The organism is Streptomyces sp. NPDC005878, from assembly GCF_040629815.1.
In the GTDB taxonomy this organism is placed as follows: domain Bacteria; phylum Actinomycetota; class Actinomycetes; order Streptomycetales; family Streptomycetaceae; genus Streptomyces.
Genome location: NZ_JBEXWK010000002.1, coordinates 503,227 through 529,300, shown reverse-complemented (window position 1 = coordinate 529,300; position 26,074 = coordinate 503,227). Strand labels below are relative to the sequence as shown.

General features: G+C 72.4%; 23 protein-coding genes. 5 read left to right on the top strand and 18 right to left on the bottom strand.

Features of this window, described 5'->3' with window-relative positions; translation table 11 throughout:
- The 15 genes from ispG to ABZ404_RS06250 form a co-directional block, all read right to left on the bottom strand.
- Window positions 1-914: flavodoxin-dependent (E)-4-hydroxy-3-methylbut-2-enyl-diphosphate synthase (gene ispG, locus ABZ404_RS06320; RefSeq protein ID WP_358990178.1), on the bottom strand; the 914-nt coding region annotated here is incomplete at its 3' end.
- Between the two features lie 4 nt (window positions 915-918).
- On the bottom strand, window positions 919-1,941 hold the full coding sequence (gene hpnH / locus ABZ404_RS06315) for an adenosyl-hopene transferase HpnH (RefSeq protein ID WP_358834415.1): 1,023 nt from the start codon (window positions 1,939-1,941) through the stop codon (window positions 919-921).
- A gap of 5 nt (window positions 1,942-1,946) precedes the next feature.
- The gene (locus tag ABZ404_RS06310) at window positions 1,947-2,603 is read right to left on the bottom strand and encodes a 1-hydroxy-2-methyl-2-butenyl 4-diphosphate reductase (RefSeq protein WP_358834416.1); all 657 of its coding nucleotides are present in this window, start codon (window positions 2,601-2,603) and stop codon (window positions 1,947-1,949) included.
- Window positions 2,603-4,597, bottom strand: a complete 1,995-nt coding sequence (gene shc / locus ABZ404_RS06305) for a squalene--hopene cyclase (protein WP_358834417.1) — start codon at window positions 4,595-4,597, stop codon at window positions 2,603-2,605. The genes ABZ404_RS06310 and shc overlap by 1 nt, the downstream gene beginning before the upstream one ends.
- A gap of 109 nt (window positions 4,598-4,706) precedes the next feature.
- Window positions 4,707-5,810, bottom strand: a complete 1,104-nt coding sequence (locus ABZ404_RS06300; protein WP_358834418.1) for a polyprenyl synthetase family protein — start codon at window positions 5,808-5,810, stop codon at window positions 4,707-4,709.
- Window positions 5,807-7,189 (bottom strand): hydroxysqualene dehydroxylase HpnE, encoded by a 1,383-nt coding sequence (gene hpnE / locus ABZ404_RS06295; RefSeq protein WP_358990175.1) that lies wholly within the window; start codon window positions 7,187-7,189, stop codon window positions 5,807-5,809. The genes ABZ404_RS06300 and hpnE overlap by 4 nt, the downstream gene beginning before the upstream one ends.
- A gap of 136 nt (window positions 7,190-7,325) precedes the next feature.
- Window positions 7,326-8,276 (bottom strand): presqualene diphosphate synthase HpnD, encoded by a 951-nt coding sequence (gene hpnD / locus ABZ404_RS06290; protein WP_358835490.1) that lies wholly within the window; start codon window positions 8,274-8,276, stop codon window positions 7,326-7,328.
- Window positions 8,273-9,166 carry a squalene synthase HpnC gene (gene hpnC / locus ABZ404_RS06285; RefSeq protein WP_358835491.1) on the bottom strand — a complete coding sequence of 298 codons (894 nt, stop codon included), beginning with the start codon at window positions 9,164-9,166 and terminating at the stop codon, window positions 8,273-8,275. The genes hpnD and hpnC overlap by 4 nt, the downstream gene beginning before the upstream one ends.
- Window positions 9,167-9,595: 429 nt before the next feature.
- Window positions 9,596-10,399, bottom strand: coding sequence for an ABC transporter ATP-binding protein (locus ABZ404_RS06280; RefSeq protein WP_358835492.1), 804 nt, complete (start codon window positions 10,397-10,399; stop codon window positions 9,596-9,598).
- Window positions 10,392-11,273, bottom strand: a complete 882-nt coding sequence (locus ABZ404_RS06275) for an ABC transporter permease (protein ID WP_358835493.1) — start codon at window positions 11,271-11,273, stop codon at window positions 10,392-10,394. Before ABZ404_RS06275 ends, ABZ404_RS06280 begins: the two co-directional genes overlap by 8 nt.
- Window positions 11,274-11,372: 99 nt before the next feature.
- Window positions 11,373-12,257 carry a glycosyltransferase gene (locus tag ABZ404_RS06270; RefSeq protein WP_358835494.1) on the bottom strand — a complete coding sequence of 295 codons (885 nt, stop codon included), beginning with the start codon at window positions 12,255-12,257 and terminating at the stop codon, window positions 11,373-11,375.
- Window positions 12,254-13,033 (bottom strand): CDP-alcohol phosphatidyltransferase family protein, encoded by a 780-nt coding sequence (locus ABZ404_RS06265; protein WP_358835495.1) that lies wholly within the window; start codon window positions 13,031-13,033, stop codon window positions 12,254-12,256. The genes ABZ404_RS06270 and ABZ404_RS06265 overlap by 4 nt, the downstream gene beginning before the upstream one ends.
- Window positions 13,011-14,072, bottom strand: a complete 1,062-nt coding sequence (locus tag ABZ404_RS06260) for an iron-containing alcohol dehydrogenase family protein (protein WP_358835496.1) — start codon at window positions 14,070-14,072, stop codon at window positions 13,011-13,013. The genes ABZ404_RS06265 and ABZ404_RS06260 overlap by 23 nt, the downstream gene beginning before the upstream one ends.
- A complete protein-coding gene (locus ABZ404_RS06255; RefSeq protein WP_358835497.1) occupies window positions 14,060-14,797 on the bottom strand; it encodes a phosphocholine cytidylyltransferase family protein in 738 nt (245 codons plus the stop codon). Before ABZ404_RS06255 ends, ABZ404_RS06260 begins: the two co-directional genes overlap by 13 nt.
- Entirely contained in the window at window positions 14,794-16,647 is a 1,854-nt protein-coding gene (locus ABZ404_RS06250) for a DUF5941 domain-containing protein (RefSeq protein ID WP_358835503.1), read from the bottom strand. Before ABZ404_RS06250 ends, ABZ404_RS06255 begins: the two co-directional genes overlap by 4 nt.
- A gap of 440 nt (window positions 16,648-17,087) precedes the next feature.
- Here ABZ404_RS06250 and ABZ404_RS06245 point away from each other — a divergent pair, with 440 nt between their 5' ends.
- Entirely contained in the window at window positions 17,088-18,029 is a 942-nt protein-coding gene (locus tag ABZ404_RS06245) for a cation diffusion facilitator family transporter (protein ID WP_358835498.1), read from the top strand.
- A gap of 187 nt (window positions 18,030-18,216) precedes the next feature.
- A complete protein-coding gene (gene idi, locus ABZ404_RS06240) occupies window positions 18,217-18,810 on the top strand; it encodes an isopentenyl-diphosphate Delta-isomerase (RefSeq protein WP_358835499.1) in 594 nt (197 codons plus the stop codon).
- Here the strand turns inward: idi and ABZ404_RS06235 are convergent.
- Entirely contained in the window at window positions 18,785-19,285 is a 501-nt protein-coding gene (locus tag ABZ404_RS06235; RefSeq protein ID WP_358835500.1) for an ATP-binding protein, read from the bottom strand. The genes idi and ABZ404_RS06235 overlap by 26 nt on opposite strands.
- 131 nt (window positions 19,286-19,416) lie before the next feature.
- A complete protein-coding gene (locus tag ABZ404_RS06230) occupies window positions 19,417-20,085 on the bottom strand; it encodes a DUF308 domain-containing protein (protein ID WP_358835501.1) in 669 nt (222 codons plus the stop codon).
- 76 nt (window positions 20,086-20,161) lie between these two features.
- On the opposite strand from ABZ404_RS06230, the gene ABZ404_RS06225 reads away from it, so the two are divergent.
- The 3 genes from ABZ404_RS06225 (at window position 20,162) to ABZ404_RS06215 (ending at window position 24,497) form a co-directional block, all read left to right on the top strand.
- The gene (locus tag ABZ404_RS06225; protein WP_358835502.1) at window positions 20,162-20,917 is read left to right on the top strand and encodes an enoyl-CoA hydratase/isomerase family protein; all 756 of its coding nucleotides are present in this window, start codon (window positions 20,162-20,164) and stop codon (window positions 20,915-20,917) included.
- 276 nt (window positions 20,918-21,193) lie between these two features.
- On the top strand, window positions 21,194-22,057 hold the full coding sequence (locus ABZ404_RS06220) for a hypothetical protein (protein WP_358990172.1): 864 nt from the start codon (window positions 21,194-21,196) through the stop codon (window positions 22,055-22,057).
- 67 nt (window positions 22,058-22,124) lie between these two features.
- On the top strand, window positions 22,125-24,497 hold the full coding sequence (locus ABZ404_RS06215) for a Tex family protein (protein ID WP_358836519.1): 2,373 nt from the start codon (window positions 22,125-22,127) through the stop codon (window positions 24,495-24,497).
- Window positions 24,498-24,666: 169 nt separating this feature from the next.
- Here the strand turns inward: ABZ404_RS06215 and ABZ404_RS06210 are convergent, their stop codons facing one another.
- On the bottom strand, window positions 24,667-25,995 hold the full coding sequence (locus ABZ404_RS06210) for a glycosyltransferase (RefSeq protein WP_358836520.1): 1,329 nt from the start codon (window positions 25,993-25,995) through the stop codon (window positions 24,667-24,669).
- Window positions 25,996-26,074 lie beyond the last annotated feature (79 nt).

Genomic DNA, 26,074 nt, shown 5'->3' with positions numbered 1-26,074 from the left:
AGACCCGCCGTGACCTCCTCCGCCAGCTTGTACACATCCACCTGCGCCCGCCCGCACGACGGACACGAAACAATCTCCAGGCGCCGCTGGCGCAGGTTCAAGGACTCCAGGATCTGCATCCCCACCCTGATCTCCTCCGCCGGCGGCGCCGACAGCGACACCCGGATCGTGTCCCCGATCCCCTGGCTCAGCAGCGCCCCGAACGCCACCGCCGACTTGATCGTCCCCTGGAACGCCGGACCCGCCTCCGTCACCCCCAGATGCAGCGGATAGTCACACCGCGCCGCCAGCTGCCGGTACGCCTCGACCATCACCACCGGATCGTTGTGCTTCACCGAGATCTTGATGTCCCGGAAATCATGCTCCTCGAACAGCGACGCCTCCCACAACGCCGACTCCACCAGAGCCTCCGGCGTCGCCCGCCCGTACTTCCTCAGCAGCCGCGCATCCAGCGAACCCGCGTTCACCCCGATACGAATCGGCGTCCCCGCGTCCTTCGCCGCCCGCGCGATCTCCTTCACCTTGTCATCGAACTGCTTGATGTTCCCCGGATTCACCCGCACCGCCGCACACCCGGCATCAATCGCCGCGAACACATACTTCGGCTGGAAATGAATATCCGCGATCACCGGGATCTGCGACTTCTTCGCGATCACCGCCAACGCGTCCGCGTCATCCTGCGTCGGACACGCCACCCGCACGATCTGACACCCCGACGCCGTCAACTCCGCGATCTGCTGCAACGTCGCCCCGACATCCGACGTCCGCGTCGTCGTCATCGACTGCACCGACACCGGCGCGTCACCGCCGACCGCCACCGACCCGACCTGGATGCGCCGCGAGGGGCGGCGCTTCGCCAGGAGCCGGGCCGGCGGCGCGGGGAGGCCCAGCGCGACGGGCTCTCCGGTCCTCATCACGTCACCCGCGGTTTCCCCGCACGGTCTCGCGGACCGCGCGCAGCGACTCCTTGAGCGACCCCATGGTCGCGAGGACGGCGGTGGGCTCGTAACCGCAGTGCGCCATGCAGTTGGCGCACCGGTCGTCCTTGCCCCGGCCGTACTTGTCCCAGTCGGTGTCCTCCACCAGCTCCCGGTAGGTGGGGACGTACCCGTCGCTCATCAGGTAGCAGGGCCGCTGCCAGCCGAAGAGCGAGTAGTTGGGGATCGCCCAGGCCGTGCACGGGAAGTCCGCCTTGCCCTCCAGGAAGTCCAGGAAGAGCGGTGAGTGGTTGAGCCGCCAGCGGCGGCGGTTGCCGCCGGAGAACGCCTTCTTGAACAGCTCGCGGGTCTGCTCGACGCCCAGGAAGTGCTCCTGGTCGGGCGCCTTCTCGTAGGCGTACGCGGGCGAGATCATCATCTCGTCGACCTGGAGGTCGTCGTTGAGGAAGTTGAGCACCTCGATGATCGTCTGGGGGGTGTCGGTGTTGAAGAAGGTGGAGTTGGTGGTGACCCGGAAGCCGCGCCGCTTGGCCTCCTTGATCGCCGCCACCGCCTCGTCGAAGACGCCCTCCTTCGCCACCGACTCGTCGTGCCGCTCGCGCAGCCCGTCGATGTGCACGGCGAACGCGAAGTATGGGGACGGGGTGAACTTCTCCAGCTTCTTGCGCAGCAGCAGGGCGTTGGTGCAGAGGAAGACGTACTTCCTCTTCGCCACCAACTGCCGCACGATCTCGTCGATCTGAGGGTGCATCAGGGGCTCGCCGCCCGCGATGGAGACCATGGGGGCGCCCGACTCGAGGACGGCGCCCACGGCCTGGGCCACCGGCATGCGCTGCTTCAGGACCCCGGCCGGGTGCTGGATCTTCCCGCAGCCCTCGCACTTCAGATTGCAGGCGAAGAGCGGCTCCAGCTCGACGATCAGCGGGAACTTCTCACGCTTGCGGAGCTTCTGTTCAAAAAGATAGGTCCCGACCCTGATGGACTGGCGAAGCGGCATGGCCATCTGGCTCACCTCCTGGGGAGCGGCAAAGAACGGTGCCATTCAAAGAAAGCGGGAAGGACGGCACGGAGAACACGGAAAGCCGATATTCCACCGCGTACCGTGCCGATACGGACGAGTTCATGTTCCGGAGCGTCCACGACCACCCGTACGGCCGCAACCGGACGCTCTCCGGCCCCGACGGCGCTCCACAGCGTCGCCGCGGACTCCATGTCCACGGCGATCGCCCCGGTCGCGCGCAGCTCGGCCCGTTCGTGACCACGCACCACGTGGTCGGAGCCGATGAGCGGACCGGTGTGCACGGTGCGGCCGGGCAGCGCCGCGCTCAGCGCCTTGGCCAGCACCTCCGTACCCACGCAGGCGGTCGTGCCGCGCGGGTCGCGGGTCTCTTCGGCGACGACCAGGTCCCCGGGGTGCATCCCCGGGGCCAGGCCGGCGCAGAACCCGGAGGCGATCACGGCCGCCTCCCGGTTCGCCGCCGTGCCCAGGCCGCGCAGTACGGCCCGTTCGGCGGCCCGGGGTCCCATGCCGCTGCGCAGCACGGTCACCACCTGGCCGGGAGTCCGGCCCCGGCCGCCGCTGCGCAGCGCCAGCTCCTCGATGGTGAGCGCGCAGGCGACGAGCAGCGGCAGCGGTTCCGGGACGGCGGCGGGGTGTACATCCATCACTTCCCCTTGCGGCCGTTGAGGGAGAACGGTTCTCCGTGGACGTAGCGGCCGAGCGCGGTGAGCGGGAACACCTGGCGGTAGAGGTGGTAGTTGATCGAGAAGTCCCAGGGGAAGCCGGTGCCGGTGAAGTACGGCTCGTCCCAGGAGCCGTCGGCCCGCTGGGTCGCGGCGAGCCAGGCCACGCCCCGCTCGACGGCCCTGCTCTCCCGCCGCCCCGCCGCGAGGAGCGCCAGCAGCGCCCAGGCGGTCTGGGAGGCGGTCGAGACGCCGTGCCCGATCCACTCCTCCTCGCGGTAGGAGCGCAGGTCCTCGCCCCAGCCGCCGTCCTCGTTCTGCACCGACTCCAGCCAGCCGACGGCCCGGCGGATCGCCGGGTGCGAGGCGGGGAGCCCGGCGGCGGTCAGCGCCGGGACCACCGAGCCGGTGCCGTAGACGTAGTTGACGCCCCAGCGCCCGAACCAGGCGCCGCTCTCCTCCTGTTCGGCCAGCAGCCAGTCGATCCCGCGTCGGGCGCGCGGCTCGTGGGCGCGGCCCTCGACGGCCAGCATCTCCACGACGTGCGCGGTGACGTCGGCCGACGGCGGGTCGATGACCTCGCCGAAGTCGCAGAACGGCAGCCGGTTGGGGAACGGGCTGGTGTTGTCGGCGTCGAAGGCGCCCCAGGCCCCGTTCTTGGACTGCATCCCGAGCGTCCAGCGCGCGGCCCGGCGGATCGCTCCCTCGACCCGCTCCGGGTCGGGGTGGCGCACCCGGCGCAGCGCGAGGATCACCTCGGCGGTGTCGTCGATGTCGGGGTAGTTGTCGTTGTGGAACTCGAAGGCCCAGCCGCCCGGCGCCAGTCGCGGCTTCTTCACCGACCAGTCGCCGGGCCGGACGATCTCCTCGCCGAGCATCCAGTCGACGGCCTTGACCAGGGCCGGGTGGTCGGCGGGCAGCCCCGCGTCGGCGAGCGCGATGGTGGCCAGGCACGTGTCCCACACCGGGGACTGGCAGGCCTCGATCATCCGGGAGCCGTCCTCGCGCCACACCGCGAACCGGTCCAGGGATTCGAGACCGGCCCGCATCACCGGGTGCTGGAGGTCGTAGCCGAGCAGATGCAGGGCGATCACCGAGTAGACGGCGGGCGGCTGGATACCGCCCCAGCAGCCGTCGTTCTCCTGGCGCTCGACGATCCAGCGGGCGGCGGTGTTCATCGCGGCCCGGCGCAGCCGGCGCGGGGCGAGGCGGTGGTAGAGGTGCAGCGCCTTGTCGAGCCGCTGGAAGGCGCCGTCCCAGCTGGCGACCGGGGCCAGGGGCTTCGCCGGGTTGGGGTCGCGCGCGTCGGTGTGCAGCTCGTCGAGCGCGAAGGGCGCGGGCCGCACCGGCCGCTTGGCGGAGACCACGGTGAGCGGCACGATGGTCTGCCGGGCCCAGCAGCCGAAGTCGTAGATGTTCAGCGGGAACCACGAGGGCAGGAAGATCAGCTCCGGTGGCAGCTCGGGGAGGTCGTCCCACTTCCACCAGCCGAACAGGGCCAGCCAGATCCGGGTGAAGACCCGGCAGGCGGCGATGCCGCCCTGGCTCCTGACCCACGACGAGGCCCGCGCCATGTGGGGGTCGTCGGGCCGGTCCCCGGCGAGCCGCAGCGCCACGTACGCCTCGACGGTGGCGGAGAGCTCGGGCGGGCCGCCGTAGAACGTGGCCCAGGTGCCGTCCTCGCGCTGCTCGCCCCGGATGTGGAGGGCGGCCGCGGCGACCGTCTTCTCGTCCTGGATGCCGAGGAACTGACGCAGCAGCAGGTCCTCGGCGTCCATGGTGACGTTGGTCTCCAGGTCGCCCTTCCACCAGCCGAGGTCGTCCTGTCCGGCGAGCAGGTGCTCCACCGCCCGGTCCACCGCCCGCCGGGCGGCGTCGAGCACCTCGTCCGCGCCCGGTGGCGGCGCGGTCGTCCCACTGGCCGCGGCGGCGGGGGGCCGCGTGGCCCCGGCGCTTCCGTCGGTCGTCGCTGTCATGGCTTCCCCTTAATGCAAGTGCAGTGCTACTTCTGCTGTGCTGGGGTCTCCGTCGGAGCGGCCCGTGGCGGGCCCGCTCCGGCGACGTCGCGTCATATGCGAATGGTGATCATCTCTTCCGTACGACGACGAAGTCGGCCAGGGCGGTCAGCTGCGCCCGCACCCGCTCGGGCATGTCGACGGTGCCCAGCGCCTCGATCGCCACGGCGTGCTGCCTGCGGGCCTCCTGCGAGGTCCACTCCCGGCCGCCGGCCTCCTCGATGAGGGCGGCCCGGGTGGCGAACTCCTCCTCGGAGAAGGTGTCGAAGTCGTTGCTCTTGGCGTCGGCGGCGAGCAGCTCGCCCAGCCGCTCGGAGGCCGGGCCACCCGCCGCGAGGGCCGCCACCACCGGCAGGGACTTCTTGCGCTGGCGCAGGTCGCTCCAGGTCTGCTTGCCGGTGGCCTCCGGGTCGCCCCAGATGCCGAGGAGGTCGTCGACGGCCTGGAAGGCGAGGCCGAGGTGGTAGCCGTACGCCTCCAGCGTGTCGGCCGTGCGGTCGTCCGCGCCGCCGAGGACCGCGCCGATGGAGCAGGCGCAGGCGAGCAGCGCGCCCGTCTTGTTGCCCTCCATCTCCAGGCACTCCTCGACGGTGACCCGCTCGCGGTGCTCGTAGGAGATGTCCTGGGCCTGGCCGTCGATGAGCTTGCGGCTCGCGGTGGTCAGCCGGCGCGTGGCGCGCCCGGCCTCGACCGTGCCGAGCTCCAGGAGGACCTCGTTGGCCAGCGCGAACAGCGCGTCGCCGACGAGGATCGCCTGGGCCGGGCCGTGCACCTTCCAGACCGTGTCGCGGTGGCGGCGCTGCTCGTCGCCGTCCATCAGGTCGTCGTGGAGCAGCGAGAAGTTGTGGACGAGCTCGACCGCGACCGCGCCCGGTACGCCGACCTCGGGGCCGGCCCCGGCGGCCTCGGCGGACAGCAGGGCGAGGGCGGGCCGCACGGCCTTGCCGCCGTCGCCGTCCGCCGGGTTGCCCTGGGCGTCGATCCAGCCGAAGTGGTAGGCGGCGACGGTGTCCATGGGAGTGGCGAGCCGCTCCACGGCCGTGCGCAGCACCGGCGTGGACAGCGTCCGTCCGCGCTCCAGAAGCGCGGCGACGTCCACGGTGTCGACAGCCGAGTTCGCCGAAGGCACAGTCGCCACGGTCTCTCCTCTAGTTCCAGTGCTGCTAAGGGTCATGCCGCCTCCTGAAGCGGATGGACGTGGGAGCGGCCGAGTACGCCGAGGGCCGCGCCCGCGGCGCTGAACCCGCTGCGTACCGCGCTCTCCATCGTCGCGGGCCAGCCGGTGGCGGTCCACGCGCCGGCCAGGTAGAGACCGGGCGCACGCGTGTGCGAGCCCGGACGCAGCCGTCCGACGCCGGGGGTGGGGGCGAACGTCGCGGTGCGCTCCCGGGTCACGAAGAAGTCCCGTACGCCCGCGCCGCGCGCGGCGGGCAGCAGCCGTTCGAGCTCGGGCAGATAGCGCGCGCGGAGCGCGGCCACCGGCTCGTCGATCTCGTCCCCGGCGGCCGACTGGGAGACCGCCAGGTACTGGCCGCCGCCGGTGAGCCCGGAGGACTCGGTGCGGTCGAAGACCCACTGCACGGGCGAGCCGAGCGCGGCGAAGAACGGCTGCCGCAGCACCTTGCGGTCGTAGACGACGTGCAGGTTGAGGATGGGCGCGGTGCCGATGTCGAGCAGCTTGCCGGGGTCGTCGAGGGCGCCGTGGGGCAGCAGGTCGTGCGCCTCGCGCTGCGGGACGGCGAGGACCACCGCCTCGGCGTCCAGCGTCTCGCCGCCGGCCTCGACCCGCCACACGCCGCTCTCGCTGCGGGCGAGGGACTCGGCCTTGGTGCGGGTCTCGACGCGGACCCCGGCCTCGGCGAGCGCCTTGCGGGCCAGCGTGTCGTGGAGGTCGCCCAGCGGTACGTGCGCCCAGCCGATGTCGGCGGCGCCCGGCTCGGAGAGCAGCCCGGTCTTGAAGACCATCGCGGCGAGCCCCAGGGAGGCCTGCGGCGCGGTCGCGTTCAGGGTCGCCACGCCCACCAGGTCCCACAGGGCCTCGACGGTACGGGCGGACTGCCCGTGGCGGCCGAGCCAGGTGGCGAAATCCACCCCGTCGAGCGCCGGGTCGGCGGGGTCGAGGCCCTTGAGCGCGAGTGCGGCGCGCCCGACCGAGGCCCGCTCGGCGAGCGAGAGGTGCGGATAGGTGGCGAGGCTGCCGGCCAGGTGCAGCGGCACCGGCAGCGCGGTGCGGCGCAGCCTGCCGAGCCGGGGTCCGCGCGGGTGGGCGACGTCCAGGACGGGCACGTCGAGGCGGCGCTGGAGCGGCGCGAGATGGGCGCCGCCGATCCGGTCGAGGAACCAGCGGTAGGCGGTGCAGCAGCGCAGATAGACGTGCTGGCCGTTGTCGACGGAGAGTTCGCCGCGCCGGAAGGAGAAGGCCAGGCCGCCCAGCCGGGGGCGGCCCTCGACCAGGGTCACGGCCAGGCCCGCGCCGGCCAGTTCCAGCGCGGCGGTGACGCCGGCCAGTCCTCCGCCGACGACCACCGCGCGTTCGGGCTGCGGGGTTGTCATGCGCCCTCCCCTTCGGCCGGGCCGGCGTCGTGCGCACGCCGGGCCGTCGCTGTCAGGGACGCCCCGGCCGGGGCCGGGGTTGCACGCCCGGGGCACGTAAAGCTGCTCGGCCGCACGTCCAGGTGCCCATGGGCCATCAGGCGCGCCTCCTGGCGGTCTGCCGGGAGACGGTCCGGGTGTCGAGCCCGGACAGCCCGCGTACCGCCACGTACGCCTTCTCCCTGCCGGGCAGCGAGACCCGGCCGCGCAGCACGGCCTCGGGGTCGCGCTCGATGCGGTCGAGCAGCCGACGGTAGATTCCGGCCATCGCGGCGACGCAGGCGCCGCTGCGCCGGTCGAGCATGGGCAGCAGCCGGTAGCCCTCGGCGAACAGGGCGCGGGCCCGGCGCACTTCGAAGTGGACCAGGCCCGCGAAGTCGGATCCCGCGGGTGGAGCCGAGGTGTGGAAGCCCGCGGCGCACCCGAACTTCGCCAGGTCGTCGGCGGGGAGGTAGGTGCGTCCGTTGCCCGCGTCCTCGCGAACGTCTCTGAGGATGTTGGTGAGTTGCAGGGCCAGGCCCAGCGTGTCGGCGTACTCCGCGGCGCGCTCGGCGCCCGGTGCGCCCGGTTGTGTACCGAACACGCCCAGGGAGAGCCGGCCGATCGCGCCCGCGACACACCGGCAGTAGGCCTTCAGGTCGTCCCAGGTCTCGTAGGTCTCGCCGCGCACGTCCATGAGGACGCCGTCGATGAGCTCGTCGAGCCCGTCCAGCGGGATCGGGAAGCGGCGCGCCGCGTCCGCGAGCGCCACGGCCACCGGGTCGGTGTCGTCCTCCTCGACCGCGCCCTGGGCGATCCGGCCGAGCAGCGCGCGGGTGTCCTCCAGGCGCTGCTTCTTGGCCTCGGCGGCCAGGGCGCCGTCACCGATGTCGTCGACGCGCCGCGAGAACGCGTAGAGCGCGGACATCGCCTGGCGCTTGTCGGTCGGCAGCAGCCGGATGCCGTACGCGAAGTTGCGCGCCTGCTGTCCGGTCACCGCCTCGCAGTAGCTGTACGCGGCCTGTACCGGCGCGGACGCGTGTGCGTGTGGATCCACGGTCCGGCTCACCCCTCTCTACGCGCTCTACGCAACACGGCTCCCACTTCGCGCAGCAGACTGGACTTGGTGGGCTTGGGCGGTCCAGGGAGTACGTCGTGGCCGGCGGCCGCCACCGCGTCGAGCGCGGCGCGGCCCCCGGCCACGAATCCGGCCAGCAGCAGCCTGAGTCTGCCGTGGACGCTACCCACCAGGGAGGTGCCTTCATTCAGGAGCCGTGCGGCGCGTTCCGCTTCGAACGCGACCAGGGCGCGCACCGACGCGCCCCCGCTCGGGGCGGCCAGATCGGCCTCGGTGACATGGAACCGCCTCATGTCCTCGGCGGGCAGATAGATCCGGTCCCGGCCGAGGTCCTCGGTGACGTCCTGGAGGTGTTCGACGATCTGGAGCGCGGTGCAGACGGCGTCCGAGCGGCGGACGCGCTCGGGGCTCTCGGTGCCGGTGATCGCCAGCACCAGGCGGCCGACGGGATTGGCGGACAGCTCGCAGTACGCGACGAGGTCGTCGTAGGTCTCGTACCGCCCGACCCGCTGGTCCTGCCGGTTCGCCGCGACGAGGGCGAGGAAGGGGTCCGGGGTGAGCGAGCGGCGGCGGACCGTGGGCTGCAGGGCCCTGAGGAGCGGGTGGCGCGGGGTGGAGTCGAAGACGCGGCGCAGATCCGCCTCGAAGGCGTCGAGCATCACGAGCGGGTCGTCCGCGTCGGCCGGGGCGAGGCCGAGGTGGCGGGCGTCGGCGCCGCCGGGCGTGAGGTCGCCGTCGCCGATGTCGTCGACCAGGCGCGCGTAGCCGTACACGGCCATCAGGTCGTCGCGCCAGGCGCGGGGCAGAAAGAAGGGGGCCACCGGGAAGTTCTCCGCCGTGGCCTTGTCGAGCGTGGTGCGCGAGGGGGAGTCGGTGCGCACGTCCCGGACACCTGTCACCGGGGGCCGCCCGGTACGGGAACGGCGGAAGTCTCGCGCAGGTGGAGATTTCCCGTAGCCATTGCCGTCACATCTCCCGTTCTACACCGCCGACCCAAAACATCCCATTTCGGACACGCCGCCGAGCCTCCCGAGTGGAGAACGGCTCCCGCGCGGGCTGCCCGGGGCGGTACCGCCCATCCGTCACGATCAACACCGGTACAGCTTACGTTGTACAACGCCTGACAACACGTCGGGGTGTTGCGCGCATTACAAGAACACTTCAATCCGCGCCAACCTTCCCCCGGCCCGGGCGACTTGACGCAGCCTTGACGTTCCGGCCCGTCCTGAGCACCGCCCCCGGGGACGCGAAAGCCCCCGCCGGGGTTGATCGACGGGAGCTCTCGACGGCGTACGGGCGGTGACCGGGTGTCAGCGGCCCGTCTCCTTCTGGTAGGCCTTGACGACCTCGTCGGTCGGCCCGTCCATCAGGAGCTCGCCCCGCTCCAGCCAGAGCACCCGGTTGCAGGTGTCCCGGATGGAGCCGATGCTGTGGCTGACCAGGAACACCGTGCCGGCGTGCTTGCGCAGCTCGCGGATGCGCTCCTCGGAGCGGATCTGGAACTTGCGGTCGCCCGTGGCCAGCGCCTCGTCGATCATCAGGACGTCGTGGTCCTTGGCGGCGGCGATGGAGAACCGCAGCCGGGCCGCCATGCCGGAGGAGTACGTCCGCATCGGCAGGGTGATGAAGTCGCCCTTCTCGTTGATGCCGGAGAAGTCGACGATCTCCTCGTACCGCTCCTTGATCTCCTCCCGCGACATGCCCATGGCCAGGCCGCCGAGGATGACGTTGCGCTCGCCGGTCAGCTCGTTCATCAGCGCGGCGTTGACGCCGAGCAGCGAGGGCTGGCCGTTGGTGTACACCTTGCCCTTGGCGGGCGGCAGCAGTCCGGCGATCGCCCGCAGCAGGGTCGACTTGCCCGAGCCGTTGGTGCCGATCAGGCCGATCGCCTCGCCGCGGTAGGCGGTGAAGGAGACGCCCCGCACCGCGTGCACCTTGCGCATGCCGCGCGACTCGCCGGTGTCCCGCCGCACGATCCGGCTGAGCGCGGCGGTGGCGCTGCCCCGCCCGCCGCCCCCGCCGTTGACCGTGTACACGATGTGCACATCGTCGGCGATGACGGTCGGGATGCGCTCGCCGCTCGCGTCGGCGATGCGGATGTTGTCCTCAGCCACGGCCGTACTGCTCCTCTGCCTTCCAGAAGTACACGAAGCCCGCGGCGCCCACCAGGAGGGCCCAGCCGGCCGCCAGGGCCCACACGTGCGGCGGCAGGTTGTGGGCACCGTAGCCGTCGATCATGGAGTACCGCGCCAGGTCCATGTAGACCGCGGCGGGGTTCACCTGGAGGACCTGGGCGAGCCAGTGCGGCTTGCCCTGGAGGACCACCTTGATGCTGAACATGACGCCGGAGGCGTACATCCAGGTCCGCAGGACGAACGGCATCAGCTGGGCGAGGTCCGGGGTCTTGCTGCCGAGCCTGGCCATGATCAGCGCCAGACCGGTGTTGAAGACGAACTGGCACGCCAGGACCGGCACCATCAGCAGCCACGACGCCATCGGCATGGTGCCCGACGCGACCACCACGAGGACCAGGACGATCATCGAGAACAGCAGCTGCTGGAGCTGCTGGAGCGCGAAGGAGATCGGCAGCGAGGCGCGCGGGAAGTGCAGCGCGCGCACCAGGCCGAGGTTGCCGGAGATCGCCCGGACGCCCGCCATCACCGAGTTCTGGGTGAAGGTGAAGACGAAGATGCCCGTCACCAGGAACGGGATGTACACGTCCGAGGGGATGCCGCGCTTGGCGTTCATCAGCACGCCGAAGATGAAGTAGTAGACCAGCGCGTTGAGCAGCGGGGTGGCCACCTGCCAGATCTGGCCGAGCTTCGCCTGGCTGTACTGGGCGGTCAGCTTCGCCTGCGAGAACGACAGGATGAAGTGGCGCCGCCCCCAGAGCTGGCGGCAGTACTCGCGCAGCCCCGGCCGGGCGCCGCTCACCGCCAGGCCGTGCTTGGCGGCGAGTTCCGCCGGGGACAGAGTTGTGTCACTCACAAGAGGAAACTTTCGCTTTCAAAGAAGTACGCCCGATGGCCGTGGGCCGAAGCGCCCGGGGCCGGACGGCCACGCCCGATGTGCTCCGACCCGAGAGTGTCAGATGACGGGCGGCCGGCCCAGCCGGGTCAGCCGCCAGACCGTGCGCCACTTCATGGGGCGGCGCGGACCGCAGGGAGTGGTCCAGCCCTCCTTGAAGCCGCCGAACCACGCCTTGAGGGCCGGCCCGGAGGGCTTCCTGGCGAGCGTGAGCAGCATCCAGACCCCCAGATAGACGGGGACCAGGAGGGCCGGCAGGTTGCGCCGGGCCAGCCAGACCCGGTTGCGGGCCACCATCCGGTGGTAGACCGCGTGCCGGGAGGGCGCCGTCGTCGGGTGGTACAGGACCATGTCCGCGCGGTAGTCGATCATCCAGCCGGCGTCCAGCGCCCGCCAGGCCAGATCGGTCTCCTCGTGGGCGTAGAAGAACTCGTCGGGCAGGGCGCCGACCTCCGCGAGGACCCGCGTCCGTACGGCGTTGGCGCCGCCCAGGAACGTCGTCACGCGCGAGGAGCGCATCGGGTCGGAGGCGCGCAGCCGTGGGACGTGGCGGCGCTGGGTGACCCCGGTCTCCGGGTCCGCGATGCGGAAGCTGACGATGCCGAGCTTCGGGTCCTCGGCGAACGCCCGGCGGCACAGCTCGGCCGTGTCGCTGTTGGCCAGCAGCCCGTCGTCGTCGAGGAAGAGCAGGATGTCGACCTCGGCGCCGGACGGGCCGAACGCCTCGATGCCGACGTTACGCCCGCCGGGGATGCCCAGGTTCTCGGGCAGCTCCACGGTCCGTACGCCCTCGGGGACGTCCGGGACCGGGGCGCCGTTGCCGACCACCACGACCTGGACCGGATCGCCGTCCTGCTTGGCGACCGAGTCGAGCAGCGCGCGCAGCTCCTCGGGGCGGTTGCCCATGGTGATGACGACCGCGCCGACCTTCAGCGGGGCACTCACTTGAGCCTGCTGGAGGCGAGGATGGACACCAGGTGCAGCACGCTCTGGAGCAGCGCGATGCCCGCGAGCACCGCGACGCCGAGCCGCGAGAAGTACAGGTCGCCGCGGGCGTGGTCGACCAGCGCCAGGACCAGGATCAGCAGGGACGCCTCGATGCCGAGGATCAGCCGGTGGAACTTGAGCGCCCCGGCGGCCCGGCGGGCCAGCGCCATGCCGGAGGAGCGCGGCTCCGAGGCCGTCTCCTTGACCGGGGGCTTGCCCTGCTGGTGGCGGGCGACGCCGACCAGGTCGGTCTCCGACTTGATCATGACGGCGCCGAGCGCCGCGAGGGTGCCGAGGAAGGCCCAGAGCCAGTCGATCCGCCCCGAGCCCCAGATGTCGGCCGCCCGCAGACCGAAGCCGACCAGGACCGCCGCGTCGCACACATAGGCGGCGACCCGGTCCACGTAGACGCCGGTCATCGAGTACTGCTTCTTCCAGCGCGCCACCTCGCCGTCGACGCAGTCGAGCAGCAGGTACAGCTGGACCATCACCACGCCGAGCACGGCGCCCCAGATCCCGGGGACCAGCAGGGCCGGGGCCGCGAGGGCGGCGGCGACGGTCATCACATAGGTGAGCTGGTTGGGCGTGACCCGGGTGGTCACCAGGTGCCGGTCGACGCGCAGGGAGACCTCGCGCATGTAGAGCCGGCCGCCCCAGTGCTCGCCGCTCCGCCGGTCCTTGACGCCCGGCGGGTGCACGACCGGGCGGAGTTCAGCTACCGATGGCTTTTGCATAGTCGGCGTAAGCGTCCTTGATCTGGTCTGCGGACAGGTTGAGGTGTTCCAGGATCGTGAAACGGCCCGGCCGGGTCTGCGGCGCGTACGCCACCGCCCGGACGAACTCGTCGGCGGAGAAGCCGATCTCCTGAGGGAGCACGGGCAGGCCGTGCCGCCGCAGCACCTGGGCGAAGAGACCGGACTGCTCGGCGGCGCCGCGCAGGTGCATGGCGAAGGCGGCGCCGAGGCCGACCTGCTCGCCGTGGAGCGCGGAGCGCTTGGGGTACAGCAGGTCGAAGGCGTGGCTGATCTCGTGGCAGGCGCCCGAGGAGGGCCGGGTGTCGCCGCTGATCGACATGGCGATGCCGGAGAGCACCAGCGCCTCGGACAGCACGGTGAGGAACTCGTCGTCGCCGACACCGCCGGGGTGGCGCAGCACGGACTCGCCCGCGGTACGGGCCATGGCCGCGGCCAGACCGTCCACCGGCTCGCCGTTGACCCGGTGCGACAGCTCCCAGTCCGCGATCGCGGAGATGTTGGAGATCACGTCGCCGACGCCCGAGCGGACGAACCGGACCGGGGCCTCGCGGATGACGTCGAGGTCGATGACCATGGCGATGGGCGTGGGCACCCCGTAGGAGCCGCGGCCGTTGTCGTTGTCGAGGATCGAGACCGGCGAGCAGATGCCGTCGTGCGAGAGGTTGGTGGCGACCGCCACCATGGGCAGCCCGACCCGCGCCGCGGCGTACTTCGCCACGTCGATGATCTTGCCGCCGCCCAGGCCGACGACCGCGTCGTACCGCTTGCCCTTGATGTCGTCGGCGAGGCGCACGGCCGAGTCGATGGTGCCGTCCGCGACCGGGTACCAGTCGGCGCCCGGCAGCACCGGCGCCAGCTTCTCGCTCAGCGCCTGGCCCGAGCCGCCGCTGACCGCGATCGCCAGCTTGCCGGAGGCCGAGATCCGCTGGTCGGCCAGGAGGCCCGCCAGGTCGTCGAGGGCGCCCCGGCTGATGTCGACGACGACCGGCGACGGGATGAGCCGGGTCAGTACTGGCACGCGATCTCACGGCCCTTCGCGAGGTCGTCGTGGTTGTCGATCTCGACCCAGGAGACCTCGCCGATGGGCGCCACGTCGACGGTGAAGCCGCGGTCGACGAGCTCCTGGTAGCCGTCCTCGTAGTAGAGGTCGGGGTCGCGCTCGAAGGTGGCCTTCAGGGCGTCCGCGAGCTCCTCGGCCGCCTCCGGCTCGATGAGGGTGACGCCGATGTACTCGCCGGTGGCCGTCTCCGGGTCCATCAGCTTGGTGATGCGCCGCACGCCCTTGCCGGGCTCGGTGATCACCTTCATCTCCTCGTCGGCGAGGCGCTTGACGGTGTCCAGGGCGAGGATGATCCTCTTGCCGTCGCCGCGGGCGGCCAGCAGCGTCTTCTCGACGGAGACCGGGTGCACGGTGTCGCCGTTGGCGAGGATGACGCCCTGCTTCAGGACCTCACGCGCGCACCACAGGGAGTAGGCGTTGTTCCACTCCTCGGCCTTGTCGTTGTCGATCAGCGTGAGCGTGACGCCGTAGGTGGCCTCCAGCTCCTCCCTGCGGGCGTACACGGCTTCCTTGCGGTAGCCGACGACGATCGCGACCTCGGTCAGACCCACCGCGGCGAAGTTGGCCAGGGTGAGGTCGAGGACGGTGGTGTCGCCGTCGACGGGCACGAGGGCCTTCGGGAGCGTGTCGGTGTAGGGGCGCAGACGCCGTCCCGCACCGGCTGCGAGTACGAGGCCGATCATGCCGTTTCTCCTTCGTCATGTACTGCGGGGGCTCCGGAGGACACCCAGAAGCGGATGGACTCCACGACCACCAGGAGCGCCAGGGCCACCGCGAGGGCGGTGAGCGCCAGGGTGAAGTCCGGGCCGCGGTCGGCGAGGGCCGCGGCGAGCACCGCGACCACCAGCGTCCGCCCCTCGTGGCCGCCGGCCAGGCGGACCAGCAGGCGCGGCGGCGCGCCGGAGCCGCCCTTGATGCGGTAGACCGTGTCGTAGTGATGGTAGGCGACCGCCGCCACCAGTCCGAAGGCCGCGGGCAGGGCCCCGTCCACCTCGGAGCGGGCGGCGAGGGCCAGGACCGTGCCGTACTCGGCGGCCCGGAAGAACGGCGGCACCAGCCAGTCCAGGGCGCCCTTGAGGGGCGCGGAGACCGCGAGACCGGAGGTGATCGCATAGAAGACCGCCGCGACGATCATCTGGCGGCTGCCGAAGGGCTGGGTGAGCGCCGCGGCCACCAGCGCCACGGCGCCGACCGCGGCCACCACCGGGGCGGTCCAGGCGCCCTTGATCCGCAGACGGCTCGCCGCCACGAGCTCGGCGAGCGGGCCGCTGTCGGCCAGCTCCGCGAGGGCCAGCGCGGCCCGGTCGGTACGGGTGGCGCGGCGGCTCAGCGAGCGCAGCACCCGCCCGGCCGTGGTGTAGCAGGCCGCGAACGCGCAGCCGATCAGCAGCGCGTAGAAGACCGTCCGGGGGGTCGTCACCGCGGTGAGCACGGCGATCATCGCCCAGCGCTCACCGATCGGCAGGACGATCATCCGGCGCACCCAGACCGTCCAGCCGACGGAGTCGAGCTTGTCGGAGAGGGCGGCGGTGGGGCTGGTGTTGCCGTCCGCGCCGGTGCCCACGACGTGAGCCTCGTTGAAGGAGAAGTCCACGACGTGGCGGCAGGTCTGGAGGACCATCGCGCCGAGCGCGAGCGCCCACACGTCGTCGGTGCCGCCGCCGCGGGCCGCGCCGATCGCCAGACCCGCGTAGTACGCGTACTCCTTGGCCCGGTCGAAGGTGGCGTCCAGCCAGGCGCCGAGCGTGGAGTACTGGAGCGAGTAGCGGGCGAGCTGCCCGTCGGTGCAGTCCAGGACGAAGGAGAAGAGCAGCAGCACGCCGGCCGCCACGAAGCCGGCGCGGGTGCCGGTCGCCGCGCAGCCGGCCGCTATCAGCGCGGTGAGCAGCGAGGCGGTGGTGACCTGGTTGGGGGTCAGGCCCCGCCGCGCGCACCAGCGGGCGAGGTAGCGCGAGTACGGGCTGATGCAGAAGGTGGTGAAGAACCCGTCGCGGGACTTCACGGCGTTGCGCAGCCGGACGGCCTCGTCGTCCACCGCGTCCACGGCCTTGCGGGCGGCGAAGGCGGCCTCGGGCCCGGCGGGCACGGTGGCCACCAGCGAGCCGAGCTCGGGGCGGTGCACGGCGACGCCGCCGTCCTGGAGGGCGGTGGCGAGCCGGTCGGTGAGGACACCGGTGCCGGTGGCGGGGGCGTTGACGGCGACCGCCGCGCCCCCTTCGGCGACGGCGGCGGGCCCGGTCCGGTCCGCGAGGGCGCGCGCGAGCGCGGGGCGGGCCTCCGCCTGGACGGCCAGGGCACCGGGGATCGCCGCCGCCGGGAAGCGGGGGTCGGTCAGGGCGAGGCGCAGGGCGTGCGTGTGGCCCACGAAGGACGGGTCGACCAGGGCGACCCGCTCACCGGGCACAACCTCGGCGAGCAGGCCGGGCAGGTCCTCGGGCCGCTGGGCGGACCGTACGTCGAAGCCCAGCGAGCGCAGCTCGGGCCCGAGCTGCGACCCGGGGACCGGCAGGCCGGTCAGGATGGCGGTCGACAGACGAACTCACTCCTTGGAGCTGGCATGGCTGATGTCCGGCACCGGCCCGGAACCAAGCGGCGGGCGGCGTGTCGGCAGAGGCTATCGGGAGGCTATCGGATGCGGGGAACCGGGAGTTCATCGCCTGTTTACGCCCCGATCGGGCCCTGCGGCAGGGGGCTGCCGCGTGGATCATCATCGTCGATCAAGGCCGCGCCCCACAAACCGCCCCCCGCTCGCGGGGACCGGGGCGGCGCGCCGTCGCCCGCGCCCGCGCACCGCTGTGACCTGCGACGCCTGTACACGGCTCGCACACACCCGGCAGCGCGGACATTTCCGCAGGTCAGGGCACATGACAACGGTGTTCAGTGCCGTGTTGCCCCATACCCCCCGCCCGTAGTTCACTGACCCTCCGTACGCAGATCGCACCACCATGCCAAGAGTCTGAGAGGTGGCCTTCCATGGGGGCTGGGCACGACCACGGGCACGCGCACGGCGGGCCGGCGCCGACCGGGACGGCCGCCGCGGCGTACAAGGGACGGCTGCGGGTGGCCCTGGGCATCACGCTGGGCGTGATGGTGATCGAGATCGTCGGCGGCCTGCTGGCGGACTCGCTGGCCCTGGTCGCGGACGCGGCGCACATGGCGACGGACGCCCTGGGGCTCGCGATGGCGCTGCTCGCCATCCACTTCGCCAACCGCCCGGCCGGCCACAACCGGACGTTCGGCTACGCCCGGGCCGAGATCCTGGCCGCGCTCGCCAACTGCCTGCTGCTGCTCGGCGTCGGCGGATACGTGCTGTACGAGGCGGTGCAGCGGTTCGTCGAGCCGGCCGACACCTCGGGGGCGACCACGATCGTTTTCGGCCTGATCGGCCTGGTCGCCAACATGGTCTCGCTCTCGCTCCTGGTCCGCGGCCAGCAGGAGAGCATCAACGTGCGCGGCGCCTTCCTGGAGGTGCTCGCGGACGCGCTCGGCTCCGTGGCGGTGCTGCTCTCGGCCGCGGTCATCATGACGACCGGCTGGCAGGCCGCCGACCCCATCGCCTCGCTGGTGATCGGCCTCATGATCGTGCCGCGTACGGTGAAGCTGCTGCGCGAGACGCTGGACGTGCTGCTGGAGTCGGCACCCCAGGGCGTCGACATGAGCGAGGTCCGGGCGCACATCGTGGCGCTGCCGGGCGTCGAGGACGTCCATGACCTGCACGCCTGGACGATCACCTCCGGGATGCCGGTGCTCTCGGCCCATGTGGTGGTCAGCCAGGAGGTGCTCGACTCGGTGGGCCACGAGCGGCTGCTGCACGACCTCCAGGGCTGCCTGGGTGACCACTTCGACGTGGAGCACTGCACCTTCCAGCTGGAGCCGAGCGGCCACGCGGCCCACGAGGCCCGGCTCTGCCACTGACGGCCGCCCGCCGGGCGACATCTCGCTCGCATGTTCGATGGTTCCGCGCCGGTGCGGCTGGGCACGATCCCTTCTTCGGCGGTGTCGCACACCCGGCGCATTACGGACATGCGCTGCCCGTCGAAGTGCGGACACGCCGCTTTTGTACGGCAGACTTGGCAGCCGAGGACCGAAGCGAAGGATGGTTATGCCGACCACACCAGCCACTACGGCGAGCAGCTCGTCGAACGGGACCGCCGAAGAGATCATGCTCGAACTGGTCGACGAGAGCGGCACCACCATCGGCACCGCGGAGAAGCTCTCCGCCCACCGGGCGCCGGGTCTGCTGCACCGGGCCTTCTCGGTCTTCCTCTTCGACTCCTCGGGCAAGCTGCTGCTCCAGCGCCGCGCGCTCGGCAAGTACCACTCCCCCGGCGTCTGGTCGAACACCTGCTGCGGGCACCCCTACCCGGGCGAGTCCCCCTTCGCGGCGGCGGCCCGGCGCACCCATGAGGAGCTGGGCGTCTCGCCGTCGCTGCTCGCCCAGGGCGGTACGGTCCGCTACAACCACCCGGACCCGGAGTCGGGCCTGGTGGAGCAGGAGTACAACCACCTCTTCGTCGGTCTGGTGCAGTCGCCGGTGCGGCCCGACCCGGAGGAGGTCTACGAGACCGCCTTCGTCTCGCCGCAGGAGCTGGCCGCGCTGCACGAGCGGGCGGCCTTCTCGGCCTGGTTCATGACGGTCCTGGACGCGGCCCGGCCCGCCGTCCGCGAGCTCACAGGGCCTGCCGCGGGCTGGTGACGCCGCCCGGGGCCGGGGCCAGCGGCAGGGCCACCCAGATGATCTTGCCGCCGCTCGCCGTCTGTTCGACGTCGCAGGCCCCGCCCGCCTCGTAGGTGATCTCGCGGACCAGCAGCAGTCCGCGTCCGCCGGTCTGGCCGTAGTCGGTCTCCAGCGCCTTGGGGCGGTAGGGATGGTTGTCCTCCACGGAGACCCGGATCCACTCGGCGCCGATGGCCACCTCCACGGCCACCTGCGGGGAGAGCAGGGCCGCGTGCTTGACCGCGTTGGTCACCAGCTCGGAGACGATCAGGAGCAGGCCCTGGACCAGGTCGTCGTGGACCGGCACGCCCTGGCGGTGGAGCAGGTCGCGCACGGCGTGCCGGGCCTGCGGGACCGAGGCGTCGACGGCGGGGGCCGTGAAGCGCCAGACCCCTTCGTACGGGAACGGCCTGGCCGGTGCGGCGTCGGGTGGCACGCTCCCGCGGATCTCCATATTCCGGCACCCACCCTCGCAGTCGGCTGTCAGGCTCTTGGTCAAGAGTGGGGAATGACCTGGTCCGGACCGGCGGACTGAACAGAAGTCAGCGTGTATCGACGCCTTCTGATCGCAATCGTCCGCCGATGTCACTTTTCAAAGCGGGCCTGATCGCGATCTGACGGCTTTGCCATGGCTTGCGGGGGTGTCTGCGATACGGACGCGCTCCCGCGGGCGTCCGCGCCCACCCGTGGTTCGGTGACCAGACCCACGATGTGCCGTCCGCCGATGCCGAGCGCGATCAGGCCGAGGCCGTCGAAGAGCAGCGCGAGCGAGAAGAAGCAGCCGATCACATAACGGCTGCTGCTCGGCCAGCTGGCGAGCACGAGCACCCCGAGCAGCACGCCGAAGGCGCCCTGCACCAGCGTCCAGCCCATCTGCGGCCCGCGCACCACCACGCTGCCGGCGAGCCGGAACACCCCGCCGGTGAGGAAGAGGAGCGCGGCGAACATCGTCAGCGCCTCGGCCGAGCCCTCCGGGCGGCGGATGACCACCACACCGGCCGCGATGTTCAGGGCCGCGACCACCACGCCGAGCCAGAAGTAGTTGGCGCCGCGCGACTGGATCGCGTGGGCGAGCCCGACCACGCCGCCCACCAGGAGCAGCCAGCCGAACAGGAGCATCGAGGTCAGGGTCGCTACGCCCGTGTAGACGAGGCCGACCAGTCCCGCGAGCGCGAGGACCGCGCCGAGAACGGTCAGCCGGCCGAAACTGCGGCGGAGCTTCCTGCTGTCACGTGCGGATGCGGGTGCAACCATCAGCGTCTCCTCGTGGCATCGCCGGGTCGGCCCCCTCTTGATCATAGGAGCGGTCCGCCCGGATAGCATCCGGCGCATGGAGCCGCAGCTGGAGCACACCGTGGCCGACGGCGTGGCCACCGTCGTCATCAGCAACGCCGCCAAGCGCAACGCGATGACCGCCGCGATGTGGCGGGCGCTGCCGCCGCTGCTCGACGGGCTGGCCGCCGACCGTGCCGTACGGGCGCTGGTGCTGACCGGCGCCGGGCCGACGTTCTGCGCGGGCGCCGACATCTCCTCGCTGCGGGCGCCCGGCCCAAACGAGGACCCCCGGTCGCTGGCGGTGGACGCCGAGGAGGCGCTCGCCGCCTTCCCCAAGCCGACGCTGGCCGCCGTGCGCGGCCACTGCGTCGGCGGCGGCTGCCAGCTCGCGGCCGCCTGCGACCTGCGCTTCGCGGAGGAGGGCGCCTCCTTCGGGATCACACCCGCCCGGCTCGGCATCGTCTACGCCTCCTCCTCCACCCGGCGCCTGACCGCCCTGGTGGGACCGGCGACCGCGAAGTACCTGCTCTTCTCCGGCGAGCTGATCGACACGGCGCGGGCGCTGCGGACCGGCCTGGTGGACGAGGTGCTGCCCGCCGGTGAGCTGGACAAGCGGGTGGCCGGGTTCACCCGCGTCCTCGCCGCCCGCTCGCAGCTGACCCAGGCGGCGGCCAAGGAGTTCGCGAACGGCCGCACCGACCGGGACGCGTACTGGAACGAGCAGGCACGCACCAGCGGCGACACGGCCGAGGGCGTCACGGCGTTCCTGGAGCGCCGTGCGCCGCACTTCGACTGGAGCGCGTCGGGCTGAGGGGGACGGGGGCGGGGGGCTGAGCCGGGCGCGGGGCCGGGGGCTGGGCTGAGCCGGGCGGTCCGGCCAAGCCGGACGGGGCCGAGCGGGGCGTTGCCGCGGCTCGGCGCTGCCACGTCGGCGGTCCGGACTCTGCCACGAGGGGCCGCGTCGGCGGCCAGGGCCCTGCCGCGAGGGGCCGCGTCGCCGGGTGGGGGCACCCCGTACCCCCGGCCCCGGCGCGCCCGTTTCCCCCCGGGGCTTCACTCCGTACCGACCAGTCGGTAACGTGCGGGTATGACGTCTCTCCCGCCCCGCGCCGGCCGCCACTGCCACAACTCCGTCAACCCGCTGCACTCGACGGTGTACTTCTCCCCCGACTACACCGACGAGCTCAAGCAGCTCGGCGTAGAGGACGAGCGCGCGGCCTACTTCGCCGGGCGCGCCGCCGCCCTGGGCGCGGTCGGACCCGGCACGATCACCGCCACCTTCTACAACTTCAACCACGAGCTGGTCGCCCGCCACGTGCCGGCCGTGTGGGACATCGCCTCCCCCGAGGCGGTCCTCGACGCCCGGCTGCGGGCCGCCGACCGCACCCTGCGGCGCCTGCTCGGGGACGACGTCGTGGCCTCGCCGGAGATGGCCGAGGCCGCCCGCCTCGCGCTGCGCGCCACCGAGGGCTGCACCCGCCACGCCCGGCCGCTCTACGCCGCACACGCCGACCTGCCGGTCCCCGAGGAGCCGCACCTGGCGTACTGGCACGCGGCCACGCTGCTGCGCGAGCACCGGGGCGACGGCCACCTGATGGCGCTGCTCGACGCCGGACTCGACCCGCTGGAGGCACTGGTCAGCCACACCGCCACCGGCAAGGGCATGGCGCCGCGCTGGGTGCTGGGCTCGCGCGGCTGGCGGCGCGCGGACTGGGAGGCGGCCGCCGCCCGGCTGCGCGAGCGCGGTCTCCTGGACGCCGGGGGCGAGTTGACCGAGGCGGGCACCGCCCTGCGCGCCGAGGTCGAGGACCGCACCGACCGGCTGGACCTCGCCCCGTACGAGCTGCTCGGCGCCAAGGGCGTGGACCGGCTGACCGAGCTGGCCCGGGGACTGCTGATGACGGCGGTGGCCGCGGGGGCGTTCCCGGCCGACCTCATCGGCAAGGGCTGACCCCCTGTTGTCGGTGCCGCCTGCCACAATGGCGCCTTCAGGCTCTGCGAGAAGGCGGTACGGGAACGTGACGACGTCCATCGAAGGCAGGATCGCCGAGGAACTCGGCGTACGGGAGCGGCAGGTGAAGGCCGCGGTCGAGCTGCTCGACGGCGGGTCGACCGTGCCGTTCATCGCGCGCTACCGCAAGGAAGCGACCGAGATGCTCGACGACGCCCAGCTGCGCACCCTGGAGGAGCGGCTGCGGTATCTGCGCGAGCTGGAGGACCGCCGCACGGCCGTCCTCGACTCCGTACGCGAGCAGGGCAAGCTCACCGAGGAGCTGGAGCGGCAGATCCGCGCCGCCGACACCAAGGCGCGCCTGGAGGACATCTACCTGCCGTTCAAGCCCAAGCGGCGCACCAAGGCGCAGATCGCCCGTGAGGCGGGCCTCGAACCGCTGGCGCAGGGGCTGCTCGCCGACCCGTCGGTGGAGCCGCTCACCGCGGCGGCCGCGTTCGTGGACGCGGACAAGGGCGTCGCGGACCCGGCGGCGGCCCTGGACGGCGCCCGCGCCATCCTCACCGAGCGGTTCTCCGAGGACGCCGACCTCATCGGCGAGCTGCGCGAGCGCATGTGGACCAAGGGCCGCCTGGTGGCGAAGGTGCGCACGGGCAAGGAGGAGGCGGGCGCCAAGTTCGCCGACTACTTCGACTTCACCGAGCCGTTCACCGCGCTGCCCTCGCACCGGGTCCTGGCGATGCTGCGCGGCGAGAAGGAGGACGTCCTCGACCTCGTCCTGGAGCCCGAGGGCCCGCAGGACGCGGAGACCCCCGGCCCCTCGGCGTACGAGAACATGGTGGCGCGCCGCTTCGGCGTCGCGGACCGCGGCCGCCCGGGCGACAAGTGGCTGGCCGACACCGTCCGCTGGGCGTGGCGCACCCGGATCCTGGTCCACCTCGGCATCGACCTGCGGCTGCGGCTGCGCACGGCCGCCGAGGACGAGGCGGTGCGGGTCTTCGCGTCGAACCTGCGCGACCTGCTGCTCGCCGCCCCGGCCGGGACGCGCGCGACGCTGGGCCTGGACCCCGGGTTCCGTACGGGCGTGAAGGTGGCCGTCGTGGACGCCACGGGCAAGGTCGTGGCGACGGACGTCATCCATCCGCACGTCCCGGCGAACCGGTGGGACGAGGCACTCGCCAAGCTGGCCCGGCTCGCGAAGGAGCACGCGGTCGAGCTCATCGCCATCGGCAACGGCACGGCGTCCCGCGAGACCGACAAGCTCGCCGGGGAACTGATCGCCAAGCACCCCGAGTTGAAGCTCACCAAGGTGATGGTCTCCGAGGCGGGCGCCTCCGTGTACTCGGCGTCGGCGTTCGCCTCGCAGGAGCTGCCGGACATGGACGTGTCGCTGCGCGGCGCGGTCTCCATCGCCCGCCGCCTCCAGGACCCCCTCGCCGAGCTGGTGAAGATCGACCCCAGGTCGATCGGCGTCGGCCAGTACCAGCACGACCTCTCCGAGGTGAAGCTCTCGCGCTCGCTGGACGCGGTCGTGGAGGACTGTGTGAACGGCGTCGGCGTGGACGTCAACACCGCGTCCGCGCCGCTGCTCTCGCGCGTCTCGGGCATCGGCGCCGGACTCGCCGAGAACATCGTGGCGCACCGCGACGCCAACGGTCCGTTCCGCTCCCGCAAGGCGCTGAAGGACGTGGCGCGCCTGGGCCCGAAGGCGTACGAGCAGTGCGCGGGCTTCCTGCGCATCCGCGGCGGCGACGACCCGCTGGACGCCTCCAGCGTGCACCCCGAGGCGTATCCGGTGGTGCGCCGGATGGTGAAGACGACGGGCAGCGAGGTGGCGGCGCTGGTCGGCAACACGGCGGTGCTGCGGTCGCTGCGGCCGGACGACTTCGTGGACGCCACCTTCGGTCTGCCGACGGTGACGGACATCCTGCGCGAGCTGGAGAAGCCGGGGCGCGACCCGCGGCCCGCCTTCAGGACGGCGACCTTCAAGGACGGCGTCGAGAAGATCGGCGACCTGGAGCCGGGGATGGTCCTGGAGGGTGTGGTGACGAACGTGGCGGCGTTCGGGGCGTTCATCGACATCGGGGTGCACCAGGACGGTCTGGCGCATGTCTCGGCCCTGTCGGACAAGTTCGTGAAGGACCCGCGCGAGGTGGTCAAGCCGGGCGACATCGTCAAGGTGAAGGTCCTGGACGTGGACGTACCGCGCAAGCGGATCTCGCTGACGCTGCGCCTCGATGACGAGACGACGGCGAACGCCTCGGGCGGCGGGCCGAAGCGGGAGCGGGGTGCGCGGCCGCCTCAGCAGCGTCAGCAGCAGCGGCGCGGGGGCGGTGACCGGGACCGCGGCGGCCGCCAGGCCCCGCCGCCCCCGGCGAACGGGGCGATGGCGGACGCGCTGCGCAAGGCGGGGCTGCTGGACCCGAAGGGGCGTCGCTGACGGCTCGACGGACGGTGACCTGCGGTGACTTCGGCCGCGGGTTCACTGTGGCCGGCCGCGCAGTTCCCCGCGCCCCTTGAGCAGCACGGTGGCTTCGGCCGCGGGTTCACTGTGGCTGGCCGCGCAGTTCCCCGCGCCCCTCGGGGGCGCGGGGTGCCTGCATCGGGCTCTACGCCTCCAGGGCCACTGGGCCCGTCGTGGACGGTTCCGCGTTGCGGCGGGTCTTCGCCCAGCCGTTGCGGCCCCGGGCCGTGCGGACGAAGGCGCGCGCCGAGACCACGAAGAGGTGGTACGCGTACAGCCACAGCGCCACGCCCCACACCAGCGCCGTCAGGCGGGACGCGTCCGGGGCGTGGTCGCGCCGGTAGACCGGCCCCCACAGCACGAACGGGCCGATGGCCAGGGCCGCGAGCACCGGGGTCAGCGGCCACAGGACGAGCGGGCCGAGGCCGCCCAGGACCAGCATCGCCGCGGTCAGCGCGAGCGTCAGCAGATGCGCCACCGGCTGGCAGAAGGTGTACAGCGTCTCCAGCACGCCCCGGCCCCCGTAGTGCCGTGACGAGACGATGCGCGGGGCGTAGCGCACGCACTGGAGGTTGCCCTGCGCCCAGCGGGTGCGCTGGGTGAGCAGGCGGCGGGCGTGCGGCAGGCCCTCCTGGGAGACCCAGGTGTCGGCTATGTGGGTGATCCGGTAACCCGCGAGGATCATGTGGAGGCCGAGCTCGTAGTCCTCCAGGAGCGCGCCGCGCTGCCACGGGCGGCGCTCGGCGTCGGCTATCCGGTCGAGCGCGGAGAGCCGGGTGAACTGGCCGTTGCCCCCGAGGCCGACCGAGCCGGTGCGGACGCGCAGCAGCTGCATCCCGGCGTTGGAGACGGCGAACTCCATGTCCTGGACGCGGACCAGGAGCCGCGCGAAGGCGTTGGCGGCCCGGCCGCGCCCGGGCAGCGGGCGCGGGTCGTCCACGTTCCGCATCCGCACACCGACCTGCACCCCGCCGATCTCCGGGTCCCCGAACGCCGCCGGGCCCGAGACCATCTCCAGGGCGCGCGGGTCGAGCCGCCCGTCGGCGTCCACCACGCACACCACGACCCGGTCGCGGTCGGCGTCCTCGGCCAGGAACTCGCCGAGCTGGTCGTACGCGGCGTTCAGCGCGTCGCCCTTGCCGGTACGGGCGTGGGGGCGCACCCGGCGTACGAGGTGGACCCGGCGGTCGTCCTCCGCGAGCGCGGCGACGATCAGCCCGGTCCGGTCGTCGCTGTCGTCGTCGACGACCCACACGTGCGCGGCCGGGAAGTCCCCGCGCAACTGCCTGACGGTGGCCCCCACGACGGCCTCCTCGTCCCGGCAGGGCACGAAGAAGTGCCAGCCGAGAAGGGCGGGGTCGCCGGCCTCGGTCCGTCCCCGGTTGAGGTAGGCGTGCCGGGCCCCGGCCCAGTAGAGGAGGAAGCAGGCGAGGAGGAGGAAGGGGAAGAGATAGAGGAACAGACTGTCCAGCATGGGGCTTTCCGGTGGTTCGGGAAGGGGGTGGAGTGGGGCGGTTCGGGGGCGCGGGGCGAGCAACTGGGCGGTGGCTCCC